This window comes from Sphingomonas sp. UYAg733, from assembly GCF_054057355.1.
Window position 1 is genome coordinate 32,012 of sequence record NZ_JBSRZE010000022.1, and the last position, 20,607, is coordinate 52,618.

At 63.4% G+C, this 20,607-nt stretch carries 17 protein-coding genes and 1 pseudogene; 14 read left to right on the plus strand and 4 right to left on the minus strand.

What is annotated here, in order from left to right; genetic code table 11:
• Nucleotide 1 precedes the first annotated feature (1 nt).
• Genes ACVWZA_RS20490 through ACVWZA_RS20500 form a run of 3 tightly spaced genes read left to right on the plus strand, consistent with a single transcriptional unit; the run spans nucleotide 2 to nucleotide 828 of the window.
• Entirely contained in the window at nucleotides 2–496 is a 495-nt protein-coding gene (locus tag ACVWZA_RS20490) for a hypothetical protein (RefSeq protein ID WP_457313296.1), read from the plus strand.
• Between the two features lie 47 nt (nucleotides 497–543).
• Nucleotides 544–642, plus strand: coding sequence for a hypothetical protein (locus ACVWZA_RS20495; protein ID WP_457313297.1), 99 nt, complete (start codon nucleotides 544–546; stop codon nucleotides 640–642).
• Between the two features lie 3 nt (nucleotides 643–645).
• Nucleotides 646–828 carry a hypothetical protein gene (locus tag ACVWZA_RS20500; protein WP_457313311.1) on the plus strand — a complete coding sequence of 61 codons (183 nt, stop codon included), beginning with the start codon at nucleotides 646–648 and terminating at the stop codon, nucleotides 826–828.
• A gap of 150 nt (nucleotides 829–978) precedes the next feature.
• Here the strand turns inward: ACVWZA_RS20500 and ACVWZA_RS20505 are convergent, their stop codons facing one another.
• Entirely contained in the window at nucleotides 979–3,699 is a 2,721-nt protein-coding gene (locus tag ACVWZA_RS20505) for a DUF5695 domain-containing protein (RefSeq protein WP_457313298.1), read from the minus strand.
• Nucleotides 3,700–3,903: 204 nt separating this feature from the next.
• On the opposite strand from ACVWZA_RS20505, the gene ACVWZA_RS20510 reads away from it, so the two are divergent.
• From ACVWZA_RS20510 to ACVWZA_RS20545, 8 genes are read left to right on the plus strand one after another with little or no spacing between them, the layout of a single operon-like run.
• Nucleotides 3,904–5,601 (plus strand): DUF885 domain-containing protein, encoded by a 1,698-nt coding sequence (locus tag ACVWZA_RS20510; RefSeq protein ID WP_457313299.1) that lies wholly within the window; start codon nucleotides 3,904–3,906, stop codon nucleotides 5,599–5,601.
• Nucleotides 5,594–7,879 carry a prolyl oligopeptidase family serine peptidase gene (locus tag ACVWZA_RS20515; protein WP_457313300.1) on the plus strand — a complete coding sequence of 762 codons (2,286 nt, stop codon included), beginning with the start codon at nucleotides 5,594–5,596 and terminating at the stop codon, nucleotides 7,877–7,879. Before ACVWZA_RS20510 ends, ACVWZA_RS20515 begins: the two co-directional genes overlap by 8 nt.
• A 29-nt stretch (nucleotides 7,880–7,908) precedes the next feature.
• Entirely contained in the window at nucleotides 7,909–8,655 is a 747-nt protein-coding gene (locus ACVWZA_RS20520) for an SGNH/GDSL hydrolase family protein (protein ID WP_457313301.1), read from the plus strand.
• Entirely contained in the window at nucleotides 8,655–9,671 is a 1,017-nt protein-coding gene (locus ACVWZA_RS20525) for a phosphotransferase family protein (protein WP_457313312.1), read from the plus strand. Before ACVWZA_RS20520 ends, ACVWZA_RS20525 begins: the two co-directional genes overlap by 1 nt.
• Nucleotides 9,668–11,005, plus strand: coding sequence for a phosphopyruvate hydratase (gene eno / locus ACVWZA_RS20530; protein ID WP_457313302.1), 1,338 nt, complete (start codon nucleotides 9,668–9,670; stop codon nucleotides 11,003–11,005). The genes ACVWZA_RS20525 and eno overlap by 4 nt, the downstream gene beginning before the upstream one ends.
• Entirely contained in the window at nucleotides 11,002–11,847 is an 846-nt protein-coding gene (locus ACVWZA_RS20535) for a fumarylacetoacetate hydrolase family protein (protein ID WP_457313303.1), read from the plus strand. The genes eno and ACVWZA_RS20535 overlap by 4 nt, the downstream gene beginning before the upstream one ends.
• Nucleotides 11,823–12,563, plus strand: a complete 741-nt coding sequence (locus ACVWZA_RS20540; RefSeq protein ID WP_457313304.1) for an SDR family NAD(P)-dependent oxidoreductase — start codon at nucleotides 11,823–11,825, stop codon at nucleotides 12,561–12,563. The genes ACVWZA_RS20535 and ACVWZA_RS20540 overlap by 25 nt, the downstream gene beginning before the upstream one ends.
• A gap of 22 nt (nucleotides 12,564–12,585) precedes the next feature.
• Entirely contained in the window at nucleotides 12,586–14,175 is a 1,590-nt protein-coding gene (locus ACVWZA_RS20545) for a sodium/sugar symporter (protein WP_457313305.1), read from the plus strand.
• A gap of 13 nt (nucleotides 14,176–14,188) precedes the next feature.
• On the opposite strand, the pseudogene ACVWZA_RS20550 reads toward ACVWZA_RS20545, so the two are convergent.
• The 3 genes and pseudogenes from ACVWZA_RS20550 to ACVWZA_RS20560 all read right to left on the minus strand — a co-directional run.
• Nucleotides 14,189–14,493 (minus strand): annotated as a pseudogene (locus ACVWZA_RS20550) (dihydroxy-acid dehydratase); the annotation flags it as partial.
• A gap of 92 nt (nucleotides 14,494–14,585) precedes the next feature.
• Entirely contained in the window at nucleotides 14,586–15,443 is an 858-nt protein-coding gene (locus ACVWZA_RS20555) for an SMP-30/gluconolactonase/LRE family protein (RefSeq protein WP_457313306.1), read from the minus strand.
• A gap of 10 nt (nucleotides 15,444–15,453) precedes the next feature.
• On the minus strand, nucleotides 15,454–17,262 hold the full coding sequence (locus ACVWZA_RS20560; protein WP_457313307.1) for an IlvD/Edd family dehydratase: 1,809 nt from the start codon (nucleotides 17,260–17,262) through the stop codon (nucleotides 15,454–15,456).
• Nucleotides 17,263–17,591: 329 nt separating this feature from the next.
• Between ACVWZA_RS20560 and ACVWZA_RS20565 the strand changes: the two genes are divergently transcribed.
• The 3 genes from ACVWZA_RS20565 to ACVWZA_RS20575 all read left to right on the plus strand — a co-directional run bounded on the left by ACVWZA_RS20565 (nucleotide 17,592) and on the right by ACVWZA_RS20575 (nucleotide 20,502).
• Nucleotides 17,592–18,899, plus strand: coding sequence for a sugar MFS transporter (locus ACVWZA_RS20565; RefSeq protein ID WP_457313308.1), 1,308 nt, complete (start codon nucleotides 17,592–17,594; stop codon nucleotides 18,897–18,899).
• Between the two features lie 41 nt (nucleotides 18,900–18,940).
• Nucleotides 18,941–19,264, plus strand: coding sequence for a hypothetical protein (locus ACVWZA_RS20570; RefSeq protein ID WP_457313309.1), 324 nt, complete (start codon nucleotides 18,941–18,943; stop codon nucleotides 19,262–19,264).
• An 89-nt stretch (nucleotides 19,265–19,353) separates the two neighbouring features.
• Nucleotides 19,354–20,502, plus strand: coding sequence for an aldose epimerase family protein (locus tag ACVWZA_RS20575; RefSeq protein WP_457313310.1), 1,149 nt, complete (start codon nucleotides 19,354–19,356; stop codon nucleotides 20,500–20,502).
• The last annotated feature ends 105 nt before the right edge of the window (nucleotides 20,503–20,607 follow it).

Sequence of the window (20,607 nt, forward strand, 5' to 3'; positions counted from 1 at the left end):
GTTGGCCCGGCGCGATGCAGGGTATCGTTACGTCAATATCGACGATGGCAGGCAGGGCACGCGCGGGCCGGACGGTGCGCTCCGCCGCAATGCGCGCTTCCCGGATATGAAGGCGCTGGGCGATTACGTCCATGCGCGCCGGCTGAAGCTCGGCATTTACAACTCTCCGCGGCCGAAAAACCTGCGCCGGGTTCCCTGGCAGTTACGGCCATGTCGTGCAGGAGGCGCGCTCCTTTGCAGCATGGGGCGTGGATTATCTCAAATACGATCTCTGTTCGGGCGAATATTTCTACCTGATCGTGACAGCATCCGCCGCGTCTTCCAGCAGATGGGTGCGGCGTTGCGCGCGACGCGGCGGCCGATGCTCTACCGTCTGTGCGAATATCGCCGCGAAAAGGTCGGGGAATGGGGCCGCGCGGCGGGCGGGCATCTGTGGCGGACGACTGGCGAAATCGTCGATCGCTATGACGTGATGGCAGGGATCGGTTTCGACTAGAATGGCGATCCCGCCAATGCCGGGCCGGGCGAGGTGGAACGACGCCGATGCTGGAGATCGGCAATGGCGGGATGAGCCTTGAGGCCTATCGCTCGCATATGACCCTGTGGGCGATGCTCGCTGCGCCGCTGATGATGGGGGCATGACGTATCGGCCATCACGCCCGCGATCCCGGCGACCCTCAAGAACTCGGCGGTGCTGGCGATCGACCAAGATCCGCTCGGGCGGTACGGCGCACGGGCGATGCGGAAATCTGGTCTAAGCCGCTGGCCGATGGTTCGGTCGCGCTGGCGCTGTTCAATCGTGGCACTAGGCCGATCGACATCGCGTAATCGGCGGCCGATGCCGGGTTGAACGGGGTATCAACCGCTATCGATGTGTGGGCCGCTGCACCTGTCGATCCGGTCAGAAACCGCGTCACCGTCCCCGGACAGGGAACGGTGTTGCTGAAAGCGATCGGCCTTCGGGCTTCCTGACCGCCGCTATTCGGGCACCAGTTCGATCGTTGCCGCGCCGTTCCTGGCTGGCACTAGATAGGCGCCGCGCTCGGTACGGCCGCCGCGCATGGTGTACGTATCCTTGCCCGCGACGGTGGTTTCCACCCGCACCCGCGCGGCTGCGGCATGATTCCCGGCGGTGCTCAGGCGCAGCGTCACACGGCGCGAAGCGAGATCGTAATCGGCGCTGTCGATCTTGCCCGAATCGAGCGTGATCCACAGTCCGGCGGGGGCGACGAACAGCCGGCTGCGCGCGCTGTCATTGGGCGCGATCCGAACGCTGGCCTTGCCTGGCGTCACCTTGCCGCCAAAGCCGATCCAGCCGAATTCAGGATCATCAACGAGGTAGCTGGCAGTGGCATAGGCATGACCCCAGAAGCCCATGGCATGATCGCCCGAATAGCCATCGAAGCGCAGCATATCGGGGAAGGCGTGAAATGCCGCCGAGCCGAAGCCTTCCTCGTCCATGTTGGTCAGCGCGCCCATCAGCCCGCCATAGGCGACCCGCAACAGGTGGAAGTCGGACGGCTTATCCCGATAGGCATCGAACAGCGGCACCGCGTTCAGCGCCGATCCGTAATGGTGTAGCTGACGTTCAAGCCGCTGCGTTTTGCCTGCGAAGCCGAAATCCCAATAACGCCGCGCGCTGCCATTATAGCCCCAATGCGGCACTGTCGGATCGTATCCCAGGATCACCTCGCGGGTCATGTCGGCCTGTGGCTTATGGCCGAAATAACGCATCCAGGCATAGACTTCGGCTTGGCCGGTCGAATCCCACGGCATCTCGCTGCCAAAGGGATAAGCAAGCGTGGTCCAATGATCGGCGCGGGCCTTCATCGCTGCTTCCAGCGCCGCGGCCTCCGCCGTCATGCCCTCGCGCTTCAGATCGCGCAGGATTTCGATGAAGGTCTCGCCCTCGATCTGGCCGAACTGCGTATAGTGCGCGGCCAGCTTTGGCATCGCGATTGCGGTCTTGTAAGCCTGTTCCAGATACCAGCGCCAATCGTGCGTTTTGACCAGCCCCTCATGATCGCGCGCGAGCCGATAAAAGGTCCAATAGGCGACCGCGACGTGCGGATAGTTGAACGAACGGCCGAGATCGTCTGCACCCGTCTTGGGCCACGACGGCCAGTCCGCCTTCCAGCCCTTGCCCTTGTAATAATCGGGGAAAGCGACGGGATCGTAATACAACAGGCTCTTCTTGACGCCGCCGGCATTGGGCCCTTCGGTGACTTGCAGACGGCCGTGGACGACCTCGGTGACGAAACGTTCGAGCTTGGCGATCTCCGCCGGATCCGGATTGTCGAGCTGCTTGATGATCGCGCCGACCCAGCTGCCGGCACCACCCTCGTCGCTCAATCCGGAGATCCACACGCGCGGGTCCTGTGTAACCTGGGTGTTAGTGTCGCGATCGTAGCTGATCACCGAGGGCGAGCGCTTGAACGGATCGGAAGGGTCTTCGAACCATTGCTTGGTGGTCAGGAACTTGCCCATGTCGCCCGCCACCTGCGCGGCGGGCTTGGTGACGAAATACTGGATCGATTGGACCTGGCCGTCGGCATAGGTGAGTTCGAGCCGGGCGCGCCCCCATTTCACGCCGCTGACCTTGTAGCGCTTGTAATGCGCGGTGGGTGCAGCGGGCGCAACGCTCAGCGCACCCGCTGGAAACACCTCGATCTTCGCCACTGCCGAGGGGGCCTTGAGAAACAGATCGGCGGCAAGATCAGTCGGCACGACATAGCCGGGAATGCCGACAGCCACGGGCCTGCGGTGTGCCGCGAGCGTATCCTCGATCGCGCGGATCGACGGGGAGAGCGCGAAGCGGATGCCAATTTCGCGCATCTGCCCAGGTGCCAGAGTGATCGCAGTCGGCGCGTTCCACGGTGTCGCGTCCTTCCATTCCTTTTCGGCGAATGCGCTGCTCGCGACCATCCAGTCATAAAAGCCCTCGAACGGAATGCCGCGCCGGGTCTTGTCCGCCATCGCGCCGTCGCCGGTGGAGATCGGGCGATAGGCCTCGAACGGGGTCTTCCCTTCGGGCATGACCAGCAGCGCCGGACCCTTGCCGTTCAGGCGTGTCACCTGCAGATAGCCGGCATCGCGGCCGATATAGGGATCGAAGAAGATCGCCTGTTCGTGCGCCTGCTCTAGGCTGCGGTCGGTCAACACGTTGTCGAACACCATTGGAATGCCGAGCCCACCGATCTCGATCGCGGTCTTGCCCGGATTGGAAAGGGTGAAGGTCAGCACCAGATCGTTACCGACTGCGACCCAACGCCGCTCCACCCGCAGCGGAAATCCAGCGCCCATGGTCGGCGTGATGTCCGCCGACATTAGCACACCCTTGCGGGAGCCCAGCGCGCGGACGGCGACGCGATGCTGCGCACTGCCGAAATCCTGCCATGCCGCCCCGCCAGTGCGAAGCCGAACATTGAGATCTCCGGGATACATATAATGATCGCCTTGGCGCGCGATCTTGCCATCCATCACCGGTACGAAATCGAAATCCTTGACGCCGACGGGGGCCAATCGTGTCAGCAATTGCGACGCTGGATCGAAGCCAAGCTTGAACCCCGGGGTCGTCACAATGCGCGCTGCCGCATACGGTGCCGGATTAGCCGGAGCGTCCTGCGCCATGATAGCGACCGGCAGTGCCGATAACGGCAGTGCGAAACACAGCGCGGTAGACAGCAACAGCCGGTTCATAGACAAAACCCTTCAAGCGTTAATTCAATAGTCCGACAAAATAGCGTTTCCATCCGGCTGTCAAATATATTATACGATTTGTATCAGCGGGAGGATTGCTTGATCATTGGCGGAATGGGCAGACGGGGCAACCGGCGGGCGCCAGGGCCGTACACCCTCGCGCAATGGTTACTCCTCGCATCGCTTTCGGCGGCGTCGACCGCCATGCCCAGCAAGATAGCGCGGGGCGATGCGGCACGACTAAAGGCGCTCTATTCTGAGGATTGGAACCACGATTCGGCTGAAAGCGCACCGTCGGAAAATCACGGTCATGCCGAGCCAACCGTCTTGCCCGACGTCTCTCCGCGAGCGCAGGCTGGCCGCTTGGAGCGGCTTCAGTCGTCGTTCGGGAAACTGAAGGCGATCCGGCTCGATCGGCTCACGTCCGATCAGCGCGACGATTACGCCGTTTATGCCTATCAGCTGCGCATCCGTGTCGCAGAGCTTCGCTATCGCGATTACGAAAAGCCGCTCAACGCCGATACCGCCTTCTGGTCGGATCTCAACAATGGCAACGACCGCGCCTTTGCCGATGAGGCTGCCTATCGTGGCTATCTCAAGCAACTAAGCGATATCCCGCGCTATTTCGCGCAGCAAATCATCAATATGCGCGCCGGACTCGCGCGCGGCTTTACGCCGCCACAGATTGCTTTGCAGGGGCGCGACGCGACCATCGTATCGGTGATCGCAGCGAAGCGGATCGAGGACAATGTTTTCTACGCGCCGTTCCGCGACATGCCGGGATCTATCCCGGCTGCATCGCGCGATGCGCTGCGTGCAGCGGCGCGGAAGGCCATTGCGGAAAAGGTGATCCCCGCGCACCGCGATCTGCTTACTTTCATGCGCGGTACCTATGTACCGGGAGCACGCACCGCGTTGGCAGCGACCGAATTGCCCGACGGCCAAGCCTATTACCGCTCGAAGTTGTATGAATTCGCTACCGAGGACATGACGCCCGAGGCGATCCATGCGCTTGGCTTGGCCGAAGTAGCGCGGATCAAGGCCGAGATGATTGCGACAATGCGGCAATCTGGATTTGACGGCGACCTGCCAGCCTTTCTAGCTTTCTTGCGGCGCGATCCGCGCTTCTACGCCAAAACCGGCGACGAACTGCTCCATCAAGCGGCGTGGATCGCCAAGGAAGTCGATGGCAAGGCGTCCGCCTGGTTCGGGCGTCTGCCGCGTAGCCGCTTTGCGGTGCTGCCGGTGCCACCGGCGCTGGCGCCTTTCTACACCTCGGGCCGTGGTGGGCCAGGGGTGTATTTTGTCAACACCTACAATCTGTCTGCCCGGCCGCTCTATGCCCTACGCGCGCTGACGCTGCATGAAAGTGCGCCGGGCCATGCCTTCCAGATGCCACTCGCCGAGGAAAATCAGGCTCTGCCGCCGTTTCGCCGCAATATCTACATCTCGGCCTATGGCGAGGGTTGGGCGCTGTATTGCGAGAAACTGGGCGACGAAATGGGCCTGTATCCCACGCCACATGACCGCTTCGGGATGCTCAGTTACCAGATGTGGCGGGCAGCACGGCTGGTGGTCGATACCGGCATTCATGCGCAAGGCTGGAGCCGCGCACGTGCGCAAGCCTATTTGCACGACAATACCGCGCTTGCCGATCATGAGATCGAAACCGAGGTCGATCGCTACATCGCCTGGCCCGGCCAGGCGGTGAGCTATTATCTTGGCGAGATGGCGATCGTCGCGGCGCGCGCGAAGGCCGAACAGGCGCTGGGCGCGAAATTCGACATCCGCCATTTCCACGATACCGTGCTCCAGACCGGATCGGTACCGCTGCCGGTACTGCGGAGGCGAATCGATCGCTTCATCGCCGCGGGTGGCCCTGATCCCTATCCCCATGACTGATCGCGCACGCACACCGCGCCGCTCGCCGGGACGGATTATCCGGCTGGGTTCGATCCTGTTTGCCGTGCTGATGCTCCCCGCTGCGGCGCGCGCGCGCGATTTCGCGGCGGACGATGCGGCGGCGGAAAAGTATCTCCGGATTGACCGGCTGGTCGCCAATCTCGACGTCTCTGCGCACTTCGTAGCTGACGGGAAACTTGTCCTCTACCATCTCGGCCCGTTTGGCAGCCGCCGCTTTATGCTGGCCGATCCCGACGTTGGTACAGCGCGTCAAATCGCGCTCGAAGAAGAACTCGTGCCCGCGCTTGCGATCGCGCGCGGCAGGTCGATCAAGCCGGCGGATATCGATGCCAGGAAGATCGATTGGAATGCCGGCAAGCAACGGCTCGAAGGCGAGATCGATAAGGTGCGCTGGTGGTACGATCCGGCCACCCGCACCGCGTCTTACGAAGCGCAGGTGGAAAAGCCCGACGGCGTCGTATCGCCCGATGGTCGGTTCCGGGTTGTCGCCCAAAACAACAATCTGGTCGCGATCGAGATCGCCACCGGACGCGAGCAGCCGCTGACGACCGATGGAACAGCGGACCAGCCCTATGGCCAAGGCGTGGCGATGCTGCCCGACATCCTGCGCGAGGGCACCGAACAGCCCAAATTGCCGACCGTTGCTTCCTGGTCAGCCGATTCACGGCGGATCGTGACCTATCGGCTGGACATTCGCGGCGTCGAGCCCCTGACGATGACTCAATCGAGTCCGGACGGCGCACGCTATCCGCGTTCGTTCCGATATATCTATCCAACCGCCGGTGCGCCGCGCGTGCCGCTGGAAACACCGGTGATCATCGATGTCGCCACCAGTGTCGCGAGAAAGCGGGCTGCGCTGCTTGTTCCGGCTGTGCCGCCGCAAACGATGCTATATCCCTCCGACCCCGATCTCGGTTGGGAGGGTGATCGTGTGCGGTATCTCTGGACCGAGCGCGGCTACGGGCAAATCGTCGATTTCGAGATCGATCCGGCCAATGGCCTCGTGCGCCGGATCGCTCGTGAGCGTGTCAAGCCGGTCGTCACGATCACCTCGACTATCATCCGGCACGCGCCGGATATGGGCGGCGACCTGATCGTCTCCGAACGCAGCGGCTGGACGCAGTTGTATTTTGTCGGGGCCGGTGATCCGGATGGCGGTGTGCCGCTGACGCTCGGGAAGTGGGAAGTCGCGGCGATCGAAAGCATCGACCGCGATGACGGCGTGCTGATTACGGGCACCGGGCGTGAACCCGGTGTCAACCTGACCTGGCGCGCATTTTATCGCATCCGCCCTGGCGCGCAGCCGCAGTTGCTGACGCCCGAGCCGCTCGACCACGAAGTCACGGTTTCGCCTGACCGGCGCTGGTTCCTCGATGCGATGTCCAGCCCGACCGAGCCGACGCGCACGCTGCTCCGCCGCGCTAGTGACGGCAAGATCATGATGGAACTGGCGCGCGCCGATCCTGCCGCATTGCTCGCCAGCGGCTTCACCCCACCCGAGCCGTTTGCGATACAAATCGAGGGCACAACGCTCTACGGCATGCTCTATCGTCCGCGGCGATTCGATCACGCGCAGCGTTATCCCGTGCTCGACAACGTTTATACCGGGCCGACCACCAGCAACGTGCCGGCCACCTATGGCGGCACGATCCGCAACGCTGCCAACAGCATCGCGCAACTCGGCATCGTAGTTGCGCAGATCGACGGGCGCGGCACCTCGCTTCGCGGCCAGGCATTCAGGCTGCCAGCGTGGCGCAATCTCGGTGAGGTCGGGCTCGACGATCATATTGCGGTGCTCCGCGCGATGGCAGTCCGCTACCCCTCGCTCGATCTGAAGCGGGTCGGCGCCTACGGATTCTCGGCCGGCGGTTACGACGCGGCGCGCTTCATCCTGCGGCGGCCCGATTTCTTCACCGCCGCGCTGGCGGGGGCGGGTAACCACGATCTGCGGCTCGACAAGGCATGGTGGCCCGAAGTGTCGATGGGCTTGGCCGATGATGCAACGTGGGAGCGCAATTCAAACATTGCGGTCGCCGGGCAGCTGAAGGGCAAGCTGATGCTGGTGCACGGCGAGATCGACGACAATGTGCCCGTCGCCGCGACCTACCGCCTGGCCAAGGCGCTGAGCAAGGCGCAGAAGCCGTTCGAGCTCGTCATCCTCCCCGACACTGCCCACCGCGTCTACCAGCCGTTCTTCTGGCTCAAGGCGCGCGACTTCTTTCGCCGCGCGCTGCTTATTCCTGGAGATGCGCAGTGACGACCGTTTCCCATTCGAGGAGCTTCCAGATGAAATTCACCCCAGCGTTCCTGGCGGCGGTGTTGGTGTGCGCTTCGGCGCAGGCGCAGGAAGCCGCCAGGGCTCCCGACCCGGTCGAGGAGCGCATCCACAACGATTGGCCGGAATTGGGCCGGTATCGCAGCGCGAACGCCGCGTTGAAACCGACACCCGGGCGATCGCGCATCGTGTTCATCGGCGATTCGATCACCGACTGGTGGCTGGGGGCGGATCGCGCTTTCTTCACGCCGGGCCGGATCGATCGCGGGATCGGCGGGCAGACCACGCCGCAGATGGTCGTGCGTTTCCGCCAGGACGTGATCGATCTGAAACCCGATGTGGTGCAGATCATGGCCGGGACCAACGATATCGGCGGCAATACCGGGCCGATGACGGCGGAGCAGACGCAGGATAATTTCAAGACGATGGTCGAGCTGGCGCAGGCGCATGGCATCCGCGTTATCATCGGATCAATCTTGCCGTCGGATCGCTTTCCGTGGAAACCGGCGATGGAAACCGGCACTCGGATCATGAAACTCAACGCCTGGCTGAAGGCCTATGCCGCCAGTACGGGATCGGTCTATGCCGACTATTGGGCGGTGCTAAAAGGCGATGGGCTGGGCATGCGCGACGGCATGACCGGCGACGGCGTACACCCGACCGCCGAAGGCTATCGCGCGATGGCGCCGGTCGCCGAGGCGGCGATAAAGGCGGCGTTGGCTAGCGCCGCGCCCAAGCCGCTCAGGGCGGCCGAGTGATGCAGACGGCAATCGACGTGGGGCATTTTGCGGACCGCCAGCGCATCGCTGAAATGTTGCACGCGATCGACGTTGTCGATGCGGTGATTGCGGTCGAGCCGCTGCCTGGCGGCGTGTCGTCGGATGTCTTCCGGGTCGATCTGGGCGATCGCATGTTGTGCATGAAATTCGCCATTCCGCGGCTGCGCGTCGCGCGCGAATGGTACGCGCCGGTCGCTCGGAGTATCGCCGAATATCGCTGGCTAGCGTTTATCGGCAACCGCTTTCCCGGCTATGCGCCGCGCGTGCTCGGCCACGATCCCGATCGCCACGGCATCGCGATGGAGTTCCTGCCCCGCGACACGCATTCCAACTGGAAGTCCGATCTGCTCAGTGGCAAGATCGACGTGGGTATTGCGGCGTCGGTTGGCCGCCGGCTCGGCGAAATCCATGCCGCCTCGGCGCGCGATTCGGAGTGCATGGAACGCTTCGCCAGCCAAGCCGATTTCGATGCGCTGCGTATCGATCCTTATCTGCGCTTCACCGCCAACCAGCACCCCGCGATCGCCGATCGTATCGATGCGTTGGCGCGCGAGCAGGGCAACGCACGGATCGCGCTGGTGCACGGCGACATCAGCCCCAAGAACATCCTATGCGGACCAGATGGGCCGGTGTTCATCGATGCGGAATGCGCGACCTTCGGCGATCCCGCCTTCGATGCCGCGTTCGTACTCAATCATCTTGCGATCAAGGCGATCGTGTACCCGGCGGATGGCGCTGCGCTATTGCAGGCGGCTATCGCGCTTTGGGCGGCGTACCGGGGTGCGGTCGATTGGGAGCCGATCGCGTCGATCAACGCCCGCGTAGCACGGCTGCTCCCCGCGCTTATGCTGACGCGGGTCGATGGTAAATCCCCGCTTGAATATCTGACCTCGGCCACCGCCAAGGATGTGCGCGACGTAGCGCTCAAGCTGTTCGATCAAAACGCATCCGGCGTTCACGCGACCCTATACTCCATTGCCGGGATAAGCCGATGACGCTGTCCTCGATCGCATCGGTCCATGCCCGGCGCGTGTGGGATTCGCGCGGATTGCCGACGGTGGAGGCTGAAATTCGGCTGACCGGCGGTGCCTGGGGCCGCGCGATCGCACCAGCGGGGGCATCGTGCGGTTCGCGCGAAGCTGTCGATCTGCGTGACGGCGGCGCGGCGTTTGGCGGCAAGGGCGTGGCGCGCGCCATCGCCGGAATCCTATCCGAGATCGCGCCCGCCTTGTACCGCCTGGACGCAACCGATCAGCCGGCGATCGATGCGCTGCTGGCCACGCTGGACGGCACGCAAACATTGTCCCGGCTCGGCGGTAACGCGACCGTAGCTGTTTCGCTTGCGGTGCTCCACGCGGCCGCTGCCGCTGCCGGCCAGCCGCTGTGGCGATATCTGGCCGACATGCGCGCCGCCCGGCCGTTGCTGCCGCTGGCCGAAGTCCAGATTTTCGGCGGCGGGGCGCATGCTGCGCGCCGCGTGGACGTACAGGATTTCATGATAATGGTGCCCGGTGCAGCCAGCTTCGACGAGGCGATGGCGATCACTGCCGAAGTCTATCACGCGGCAGGGCGCTGTATGGCCGATCGGGGGCGCAGCGGCGGTGTAGCGGACGAAGGCGGCTGGTGGCCTGATTTCGAATCCAACGAAGATGCGCTCGACATGCTAATGCGCGCGATCGAGGCAGCCGGGGAAGTGCCGGGCGAACGTGTGGTAATCTCGCTCGATATCGCCGCCACGCAGTTCCGCGATGGCGATCACTATCGGCTGGCGCGAGACGGGCGGCTGCTCGATCGCGATGCGCTGATCGCGCAATTGGCCGATTGGCTCGCGCGCTATCCGATCGTCGCGATCGAGGATCCGGTGGGTGAAGATGAGGAGCAAGGCTTTGCCGCCTTCACGCGAGCGCATGGCGGCAGCGTTCAGGTAGTCGGCGACGATTATCTCGTCACCGATGCCGCGCGCATCAGGCACAGCCAAAGCCGGGGCGCGTGCAATACGGCGCTGATCAAGGTCAATCAGGCGGGCACCGTTTCGCGCGCGATCGCTGCGTTCGACGCGGCGCGCTCTGCCGGCTGGTCGACAATCGTGTCCGCGCGATCGGGCGAGAGCGAGGATGTTTCGATCAGCCACCTCGCGGTCGGGCTGGGTGCAGGGCAGCTCAAGGTCGGTTCGTTCGCGCGCAGCGAGCGGATGGCAAAATGGAACGAATGCCTGCGGATCGAGGAGCAGCTTGGCGCCGCACATTATGCGGGGGGGGCACCGCTTGCAGACACGTGGTGGGGCAAGACGCAGACCGGTTCCGCAACCACTCCGGGAGACAAAAAATGAAACTATTTCGTTTTGGCCAGCCGGGCCTCGAACGTCCGGGCGTGTTCGATCCGTCCGGCATTGCGATCGACGTTTCGGCGATCGTCGGCGATTACGATCCGGCTACGCTCGGGCCAGCGCTGGTCGAAAAGCTGTCGACAGTAACCGCAGCGCATCATCCGGCGGTGGACTTGGCGGGTGAGCGGCTCGGCCCCCCGCTCGCCCGGCCGGGGACGATCTGGTGCATCGGCCTCAATTACCGCGATCACGCGCACGAAGCCGGCATGTCGATTCCCGACGAGCCGGTAGTGTTCAGCAAGGCGGCCAGCGCGCTCAGCGGCCCGAGTGACGCGATTCCGTTCAGCGATGGGATGACCAAGCTCGATTGGGAAGTCGAACTTGGCATCGTTATCGGTACGGCGGCCTTCGATGTCGCGGAAGGCGCGGCGCTGGACCATGTCTTCGGCTACACCTTGATCAACGACGTTTCCGAACGCGCCTGGCAGCTCGAGCGTGGCGGGCAGTGGATCAAGGGCAAAAGCCATCCCGGCTTCTGCCCCGCAGGGCCGTGGCTGGTAACGCGCGATGGCGTGGCCGACCCGCAAAACCTGCGGCTGTGGCTCGACGTCAATGGCGACCGACGGCAGGATGGATCGACCGCAGCAATGATTTTTCCGGCCGCGCAGATCATCAGCTATCTCAGCCGCTTCGCGCGGCTCGAACCCGGCGATCTGATCTGCACTGGCACGCCGGCCGGGGTTGGGGCGGGATTCAAGCCGCCTGTTTTTCTGTCACCCGGGGATCGCCTGGAACTCGGCATCGACGGGCTGGGTATGCAATGCCAGATCGTCGCGCGGCGATGAACCGGATTGATCTGGAAGGCGCGGTCGCAGTCGTAACGGGCGGCGCGCAGGGCATCGGCGCGGCGGTTGCAAAGCGGCTCACCGCTTCAGGCGCGCAGGTCGTCATCTGGGATCTGGAGGCGGCGGCAGACATACCCGGCCAGATCAAGATCGATGTGTCGCACGAAGCCAGTGTGCAGGCGGCGGCGAACGAAACGCTCCACCGCCACCAGCAGATCGATATCCTCGTCAACAGCGCGGGGATTGCCGGGCCGACCGCCAATTTGTGGGACTATTCGTTGGCCGATTGGCGGCGGGTGCAAGCGGTGAACAGCGATGGCACCTTCCTGTGCTGCCGCGCCGTGCTTCCTGCTATGATCGCGCGCAATTATGGCCGGATCGTCAACATCGCCTCGATCGCGGGCAAGGAAGGCAATCCCAAAGCGGCGGCATACAGCGCATCAAAGGCCGCGGTGATCGCGCTCACCAAATCGCTCGGCAAGGAGCTCGCCGAATACGATATCGGCGTCAATTGCGTTACTCCCGCGGCGGCGCGAACGCGAATTTTCGACAGCGTTTCGCCGGAATTCATCGATTACATGCTGGCCAAGATTCCGCGCGCGCGATTCTTGGAGCTCGACGAAATCGGATCGATGATCGCCTGGCTGGTGTCGCGCGAAAATTCTTTCTCGACCGGTGCGGTGTTCGATATTTCGGGTGGCCGGGCGACCTATTGATGCAGCGCGGGGGGCAGTGACGATGACCATGTCGTGGATCGATGCGGCGATCGTCGTCGCCTATTTCATCGCCATTTTTGGGCTGGCGCAGCGTGTTTCGCGTGACAAACCCGGACACGTCAAGGATGCGACCGATTACTTTCTGGCGTCGAAGAACCTGCCATGGTGGGCGATCGGCGCATCGCTGATCGCGGCGAACATTTCGGCCGAACAGATCGTCGGCATGTCGGGCTCGGGTTATGCGATCGGGCTGGCTATCGCGTCGTACGAATGGATGGCGGCGTTGACGTTGCTGATCGTCGGCAAATTCTTCCTGCCAATATTTCTGCGCAACGAAATCTATTCGATGCCCCAGTTCCTGGAGCGGCGTTACGGCCCCTCGATCCGTACCCTGATGGCAGTGTTCTGGCTTGGCCTGTACGTATTCGTGAACCTCACCTCGATCATCTGGCTCGGCTCGATTGCGGTGGCACAGGTGACCGGGATCGATCAGGATATCGCGCTCTATGCGCTGGGCGCGTTTGCCTTGCTTTATCAGCTCCGCGGCGGGCTGAAGGCGGTCGCGCTGACCGATATCGTCCAAGTGACATTGCTTGTCGCCGGCGGGCTGACGATCAGCGCGATCACGCTCAGCCGGATCGGCGAGGGTAGCATCATCGGCGGCTTTTTCAGTCTGCTGCATTCCGCGCCCGAACATTTCCATATGATCCTGAAACCGGACAATCCCTTTTACAAGGACCTGCCGGGGATCAGCGTCATCGTCGGCGGGATGTGGATCGCCAACCTCGCTTACTGGGGCTTCAACCAATATATCATCCAACGTGCGCTGGCCGCGAAGAACCTGGCCGAAGCGCAGAAGGGCGTGGTATTCGCCGCCTATCTGAAACTGCTGATGCCGGTGATCATCGTCTTGCCGGGGATCGCTGCGGTGGTGCTGGCACCTGGGCTCGCCAAGCCCGACCAGGCCTATCCGACGATGATGACGTTGCTGCCCACCGGCATGCTCGGACTGGTCTTCGCCGCACTGACCGCAGCGATCGTCGCGTCGGCGGCGTCAAAGATCAACTCGATCGGCACGATTTTCACGCTCGATCTTTACCGCGCATTCGCGGGCAAGCGATCGGAGGATGCGACGCCCGAACAGGCGTATCGCGAGGAGCGGGACCTCGTATTCGTCGGGCGGATCAGCGCGATCGTGGCGACGCTGATCGCGGTTGCCGTAGCGCGGCCCCTGCTTGGCAAATCGGATCAGGCGTTCCAGTTCATCCAGGAATATACCGGCTTTTTCACTCCCGGCGTCACCGTCATCTTTCTGCTTGGCCTGTTCTGGAAACGAGCAAGCGAGGCGGGCGCGCTGGCCGGGGCGATCGGTTCATTATTGCTGTCGATGGTCTTCGCGCAATTCTGGCCGTCGCTGCCTTTCATGGATCGCTGGGCGGTGGTGTTCGTCGCGGCATTACTGCTGGCGATGTTCGTGTCTTTGCTGCGCCCGCAACAGCGTGTCGATCACATTGTCACGAACGATGTCAGCTACCGGACGACGACCGCGTTCAACATTCTGGGCGCGGGCGTCATCCTAGTGCTCACCGCGCTGTATCTGGCGTTCTGGTAAGCTGCTGCGTCGCTCAGTGATTGTCGCGCGGCAGGCCCATTGTCTGGGCGATGCGCAGATATTTCTCCGCCCCTTCCAAGATCGCGCCAGTCTCCATCTGTCCGACCACGCCGCGCGGCATCTCCTGCCACGGCGTCTGCGAGGTGGAAGGCGTAGCCGCCGGCCTGCGCCAGCGCGCGGCGGCGCTGGGCGAGTTCGATGCCCTCGATCAGCACGTTGGCGCCGTCCGCGCTAGGTCTCCGGTACGGATCAGCGCCAGCCCACCCATCGCGCGGCCTCGGGCGACGCGATGAGAGCAGCGCGCGAGCGGTCGGTTCCACATCATGTCTTCCAAAGCTGGTGTCGCAACCCCTCGGAATCACATCAAAACCCGATCGTCCACTATTACACTACCGTTCTGATACAGCCTCTTACCCCGCAAACTCATGCGTCGGCAGGCCGATCGAACCGGTTTCCACTTCGAACAGTGCGCCGTCGAATTCGGACTGAGGCAACCCGGTCGCTGCTGAGGTAACAAACAGCCGGTCGAGCCGTTCGCCGACAAAGGCCATATTGGTGATCTGACGCGCGGGCAGAGCAATGGCGCGATCGAGCGTTCCGTTGGGCGCAAAGCGACTGATGCGGCTGCCACCCCAATGAGCGACCCATAATCCGCCTGCGGCATCGACCGTCATGCCGTCGGGATAGCCGTCGGCCTCCTCGAATCGGATGAACGGCTGGCGGTCCGACACCGACCCATCGTCATGCAGCGCAAAGCGGTGGATCGTCTGCCGCGCGGTATCGCTGTGATAGAGCCATTGTCCATCGATCGAGAAGGCCGGGCCGTTTGGCACCCGGTAGCCTTTGTCCAATCGGGTCCATCGCCGGTCGGTGTCCAACCGATACAGCGATCCGGAATCGGCCTGTTCGGCCATATCCATCGTGCCGAACCAGATCCGGCCCTGCGCGTCCGCCTTGCCGTCATTAATCCGGTTGCCCGGGAAATTAGGCTCGGGGTCGACGATCGGGCGGATAGCGACCGGATCGAGGTCAATTTCGGCCACACCGCTCCGGAAACCGCCGATCAGTCCGCCGGCGCTGCGCCGCACGACCCAGCCAAGCGGTTCGGGCATCGCCCAGCGGGTGATCGCGCCATCAGTGAGCGACAGGCGGTTGAGCGCGGGGGCGAGAATGTCGACCCAGTACAGCGCCTGATCGCGTGGTGACCAGCAGGTGCCTTCGCCCAATTGGTCGCAAACGTCGCGCCGGATCATCTGCCATTCGGTCACAGCCAGAGCCTCAATGATTGTCGCGCGGAAGGCCCATCGTCTGGGCGATGCGTTGATATTTCTCCGCACCCTCCAGAATGGCGCCGGTGTCCATCTGGCCGACCACCGCGCGCTGAATCTCCTGCCACGGCGTCTGCGATGCGGGGTAGGCATAGCCGCCCTTCGCCTCGAGCGCGCGCCGCCGTGCCGCCAACTCCTCGTCCGACAGAGCCACGTTCACCGTGCCGCGTTTGAGATCGATGCGTACCCGGTCGCCGGTTTCGAGCAATGCGAGACCGCCCATCGCCGCGGCTTCCGGACTGGCGTTGAGGATCGACGGGCTGCCGCTGGTGCCCGATTGGCGACCATCGCCAACACAGGGCAGCGTCCCGATGCCTTCGGTGATGAGATAGGCCGGCGGGCGCATATTGACGACCTCCGCCGCGCCCGGATAGCCGATCGGTCCGGCACCGCGCATGAACATCAGCGTCTCAGGCGTCATGCCCAGCGCGGGATCGTCGATGCGGTGGTGATAATCCTCCGGCCCGTCGAATACGACCGCCGGCCCCTCGAACGCGTCGGGGTCGTCGGGATTGGACAGGTAACGCGCGCGGAAGGCATCATCGATCACGCTGGTCTTCATGATCGCGGCGTCGAACAGATTGCCCGACAGGACCAGAAAGCCCGCCTCCTCCTTCAACGGCTGGTCAAAGCGGCGGATGACCCGTTCGTCCTCAATTCCTGCGCTGCGGCAATTGTCGCCGATGGTGCGGCCGTTGGCGGTCATGGCACCTTCGCGGATCAGCCCATGGCCCATCAACTCTGCAACGACGGCGGGCACACCGCCCGCGCGGTAATAATCCTCCCCCAGATATTCGCCGGCCGGTTGCAGATTGACCAGCAGCGGCACCTTGTGGCCGACCGTCTCCCAATCCTTCAGCGGCAGATCGACCCCGATATGACGAGCGATCGCCGCAAGATGTATTGGCGCGTTGGTCGAACCGCCGATTGCCGAATTGACGACGATCGCATTGTGGAACGCATCACGCGTCAGGATGTCAGAGGGCTTCAGATCCTCCGCAACCATCGCGACGATGCGCTTGCCGGTCAGGTAGGCGACCTCCTGACGGTCGCGGTAGGGCGCAGGGATCGCGGCCGAGCCCGGCAGCATCATGCCCAGCGCCTCGGCGAGCGAATTCATCGTGCTCGCGGTGCCCATCGTGTTGCAATAGCCGGTCGATGGCGCGGAACTCGCCACCAGCTTGATAAAGCCTTTATCATCGATCTCGCCGGTCGCGAGCAATTGCCGCGCCTTCCACACGATCGTGCCGGACCCGGTACGCTCGCCTTTGTACCAGCCGTTGAGCATCGGGCCGACCGACAAAGCGATCGCCGGCAGATTGACGGTTGCCGCCGCCATCAGGCAGGCGGGCGTGGTCTTGTCGCAACCCGTCGTTAGCACCACGCCATCGAGCGGGTAGCCATACAGCGTCTCGACCAGACCGAGATAGGCGAGATTGCGATCGAGACCGGCGGTGGGGCGCTTGCCGGTTTCCTGAATCGGATGGACCGGGAATTCGAGCGCGATGCCGCCCGCCTCGCGAATACCGTCGCGGATGCGCTCCGCCAGCACCAGATGATGGCGGTTGCAAGGGGAAAGGTCGCTGCCGGTCTGGGCGATACCGATGATTGGCTTGCCGGAGCGCAACTCCTCCAGGCTCAGCCCGAAATTCAGATACCGCTCCAGATACAGCGCGGTCATGTCGATATTGTCGGGATTGTCGAACCAGGCGCGCGACCGGAGCTTGGGCAGGGGAGCGTTGCTATTGGGCGAGGTCATCAAGAGTTCCGTCATGGGCGGGTGAAAAGGCGGTGGCTCGACGCGGAGCGTGGGCTTGCCGGGATCAGCACATGGGGTCGGGCTGTCGGGCGATTCGTTGCGCCCGAGCGGGCTTGGCACAGCGTCCGGGGTTACGTTGAGGACTGCCGCGACGCTTCCGCGGGTTGCTATCGCTCAGCCTCATCTTCCCGCTTGACCCTGGCATGTCGCCCTCCCCGACGCAGACGCCATTGACGCGTCCTTGGCACATATATAGTCCGACAAATAAATAGAGCGCAAGTCGTGACGGCCAGACCGTCGGGCACGCCTGAACGGTGGAGAAGGATGATATGGCAATGCCGCCATCGACGACGGGAAATCCTGAGCAATTCGGGCAGAAGGGTTTCAGCTACGCCCCGGCGCTCAGTCTGCTGGCAACGTTGTTCTTCATGTGGGGCTTCATCACAGTCATCAACGGGACGTTGCTGCCACACCTGCGCAGCGTGTTCGACCTGTCCTATACCCAGACGACGCTGATCGAGAGCGTCTGGTTCATCGCCTATTTCTTCGCGTCGATCCCCTCCGCCAAGTTGATCGAACGGGTCGGCTATCAGAAATCGATGGTCATCGGGCTTGGCATGATGGCTGGTGGTGCGCTGATCATGGTGCCGGCGGCGCGCATCCCATCCTACGAAGTCACCCTGTTCGCACTATTCGTGATCGCCAGCGGCATCACGCTGCTACAGGTCGCGGCCAACCCCTATGTCGTGGTGGTCGGCAAGCCCGAGACCGCGTCGTCGCGACTGAATCTGGTGCAGGCGTTCAACTCGGCGGGCGCGACGCTCGCCCCCCTGTTCGGCGGTTATCTCATCCTCGGGCGCACTACTTCCGGTACGGCCGCCGCCGGAGCCACCGCACTGACCTCCGCCGAGAAGCTCGCCGACGCGCAGTCGGTGGTGCTGCCTTATCTTATCGTCGCGGGAGTATTGGCGGTCCTCGCCATTGTCATCGCGCGTTTCCCGCTCCCCGCCATGGGCGCAACGACGCAGCGCGCCGCCAAGGCCGATCGCAAGTCCCATTCACTGTGGAGCCATCGCAACCTGGTGTTCGGTATCCCGGCGATCTTCATTTACCTGATCGCCGAGATCGGCGTGGGCAATCTGTTCATCAACTTCGTCAGCCAGCCGGAGATCGGCAATCTGACTCACCAGCAGGCGTCCAACTATCTGTTCCTGTTGTGGGGCGGGATGATGGTCGGCCGGCTGGTCGGCGCATTCGTCATGCAGAAGGTCGATGCCGGCCATGTGCTCGCCATCGCCAGCATCGGCGCGACGGTGGTGATGTTGGTTGCCGCGTTCGCGACGGGCCATGTCGCGATGTGGGCGCTGATCTCGGTCGGGCTGTTTCACTCGATCATGTTCCCGACCATCTTCACCCTCGGCATTCGCGGCCTCGGTCCGCTGACCGAGGAGGGATCGGGATTGCTGATCATGGCGATCGCGGGCGGCGCGCTGGTGATCGTGCAGGGTTGGCTGGCCGATCAATACGGGCTTCAAGCGTCCTTCCTGCTCACTGCCGCCTGCGAACTCTATGTGCTGTTCTATGCATTGTGGGGATCGCGACCGACGCATGTACTGCCCGACCCGGCCGTCGGCTGAGCCTTCCACACAGCAATATGTCCGACTAATAGGAGAATATGATGACCGGGACGCTGCGTGGTGCCGCCGCTGCCTTGTTGCTGTCAGCGAGCGCGATCGACGTGGCGCAGGTTTCAACTGCTCCGGCAGTGGCCGCTGCTGAAGCGCCCGTCGCGGTGACGGTGCAGGGCGACCGGCCCCTGCTGCGCATTCCGGTCAGCAGCCCGACGTTCGAGTTCGGCCGTGGTGGCGTGGTCACGCCGACGCTGAAGCCGGTGAAAGAAGGCCGCCGTATCGTCGTCGCATTCTGGGCGCGCGCGCAACGACGCGCCGTTCAAGGGCGAACAGCAGGTGGCGATCGATCGCCTGCGCTATGCCGGGGATGATACGATACTGCCCGTACGCGTGACCGACTGATACACTGCGGCCCCACGGCCGAAGAGACCGCCCGAGAGACAGAAAAGTGAGCTATATCATGAAACACACCTTCCTCGCTGCGACCGCATTGGTTGCTCTCGCGATCGGCACCGTCGCGGCCACCCCGGCGCTGGCCGCCGGCGCCAAGAAATCGAGCTTCGGCACGATGCCCGATGGCCGCGATGTCCCCGCGGTGACGCTCAGCAATGGTCGCTTGGTCTCCGTCACGGTGATCGCGCTCGGCGCCTCCATCCAGGCGCTGATGATGCCCGACAAGGCGGGCAAGGTAGAGGACGTGCAGATTGGGTACGCCACGCTCGACGGCTATCTCGCCAAGCCCGAATTTTTCGGTGCGACGGTCGGCCGCGTTGCCAATCGTATCGCCAAGGGCCGTTTCACGCTCGACGGCAAGACCTACAACACGCCGACCAATGACGGCCCGAACTCGCTGCATGGCGGCACAAAGGGTTTCGACAAAGTGCTGTGGGAAGTGATCGAGGTTAAGAGCGGCCCGACCGCTTCGGTAACCTTGCGCTACGTCAGCCCGGATGGCGACATGGGCTATCCCGGCACGGTCACCACCTTCGCGACCTACTCGCTCGACGAGAAGAACCAGCTGACGATCGACTATCGCGCGACCACCGACAAGCCGACCGTCGTCAACATCTCCAACCACGCCTATTGGAATCTGGCCGGCGTGGGATCCCCGCGCGGCGCGATGGGCCACGTCGTGACGATCCCGGCGGAGCGCTATACCCCGACCGACGCAACCGCGATCCCGACCGGGCGGCATGTGCCCGTTGCCGGCACGGTTTTCGATTTCCGCAAGCCGCGTGCGATCGGTGACCGGGTGCGCGATGCGCGCGATCCGCAGATCGCTTATGGTCGCGGCTATGATCACAATTGGGTGATCGGTGATAAGGTGACGCCGACCCTCCATATGATGGCGCGCGTCGTCGATCCGGTGTCGGGGCGCGGTTACGAACTGTGGTCCAATCAGCCCGGCCTGCAATTTTATTCGGGCAATTTTTTCAACGCGACGATCACCGGCAAAAAGGGCCAGATCTACCGCATGGGCGACGCGATCGTGATGGAGCCGCAACTGTTCCCCGATGCGCCGAACCAGCCGAACTTCCCCTCGGTTCGGCTCGACCCCGGCCAGACTTACAACAACAAGATGGTCTACAAACTGACAACGCAGCGCTGACGCGACCGACCTAGTGGATTGATCGGAACGAAGGAGTCCGTTTCAGGATTCCCATGGCGGCTGCGGCATGCGACGTTGCGACATGCGCACTGGTATCACGATTGA

What these genes read in the sequence shown, in the direction of transcription:
- ACVWZA_RS20495 (WP_457313297.1), top strand. Translation starts at nt 544, where the DNA reads ATGCTGGAGATCGGCAATGGCGGGATGAGCCTTGAGGCCTATCGCTCG.
- ACVWZA_RS20505 (WP_457313298.1), bottom strand. Translation starts at nt 3,699, where the DNA reads ATGAACCGGCTGTTGCTGTCTACCGCGCTGTGTTTCGCACTGCCGTTA.
- ACVWZA_RS20510 (WP_457313299.1), top strand. Translation starts at nt 3,904, where the DNA reads ATGCCCAGCAAGATAGCGCGGGGCGATGCGGCACGACTAAAGGCGCTC.
- ACVWZA_RS20515 (WP_457313300.1), top strand. Translation starts at nt 5,594, where the DNA reads ATGACTGATCGCGCACGCACACCGCGCCGCTCGCCGGGACGGATTATC.
- ACVWZA_RS20520 (WP_457313301.1), top strand. Translation starts at nt 7,909, where the DNA reads ATGAAATTCACCCCAGCGTTCCTGGCGGCGGTGTTGGTGTGCGCTTCG.
- ACVWZA_RS20525 (WP_457313312.1), top strand. Translation starts at nt 8,655, where the DNA reads ATGCAGACGGCAATCGACGTGGGGCATTTTGCGGACCGCCAGCGCATC.
- eno (WP_457313302.1), top strand. Translation starts at nt 9,668, where the DNA reads ATGACGCTGTCCTCGATCGCATCGGTCCATGCCCGGCGCGTGTGGGAT.
- ACVWZA_RS20535 (WP_457313303.1), top strand. Translation starts at nt 11,002, where the DNA reads ATGAAACTATTTCGTTTTGGCCAGCCGGGCCTCGAACGTCCGGGCGTG.
- ACVWZA_RS20540 (WP_457313304.1), top strand. Translation starts at nt 11,823, where the DNA reads ATGCCAGATCGTCGCGCGGCGATGAACCGGATTGATCTGGAAGGCGCG.
- ACVWZA_RS20545 (WP_457313305.1), top strand. Translation starts at nt 12,586, where the DNA reads ATGACCATGTCGTGGATCGATGCGGCGATCGTCGTCGCCTATTTCATC.
- ACVWZA_RS20560 (WP_457313307.1), bottom strand. Translation starts at nt 17,262, where the DNA reads ATGACCTCGCCCAATAGCAACGCTCCCCTGCCCAAGCTCCGGTCGCGC.
- ACVWZA_RS20565 (WP_457313308.1), top strand. Translation starts at nt 17,592, where the DNA reads ATGGCAATGCCGCCATCGACGACGGGAAATCCTGAGCAATTCGGGCAG.
- ACVWZA_RS20570 (WP_457313309.1), top strand. Translation starts at nt 18,941, where the DNA reads ATGACCGGGACGCTGCGTGGTGCCGCCGCTGCCTTGTTGCTGTCAGCG.
- ACVWZA_RS20575 (WP_457313310.1), top strand. Translation starts at nt 19,354, where the DNA reads ATGAAACACACCTTCCTCGCTGCGACCGCATTGGTTGCTCTCGCGATC.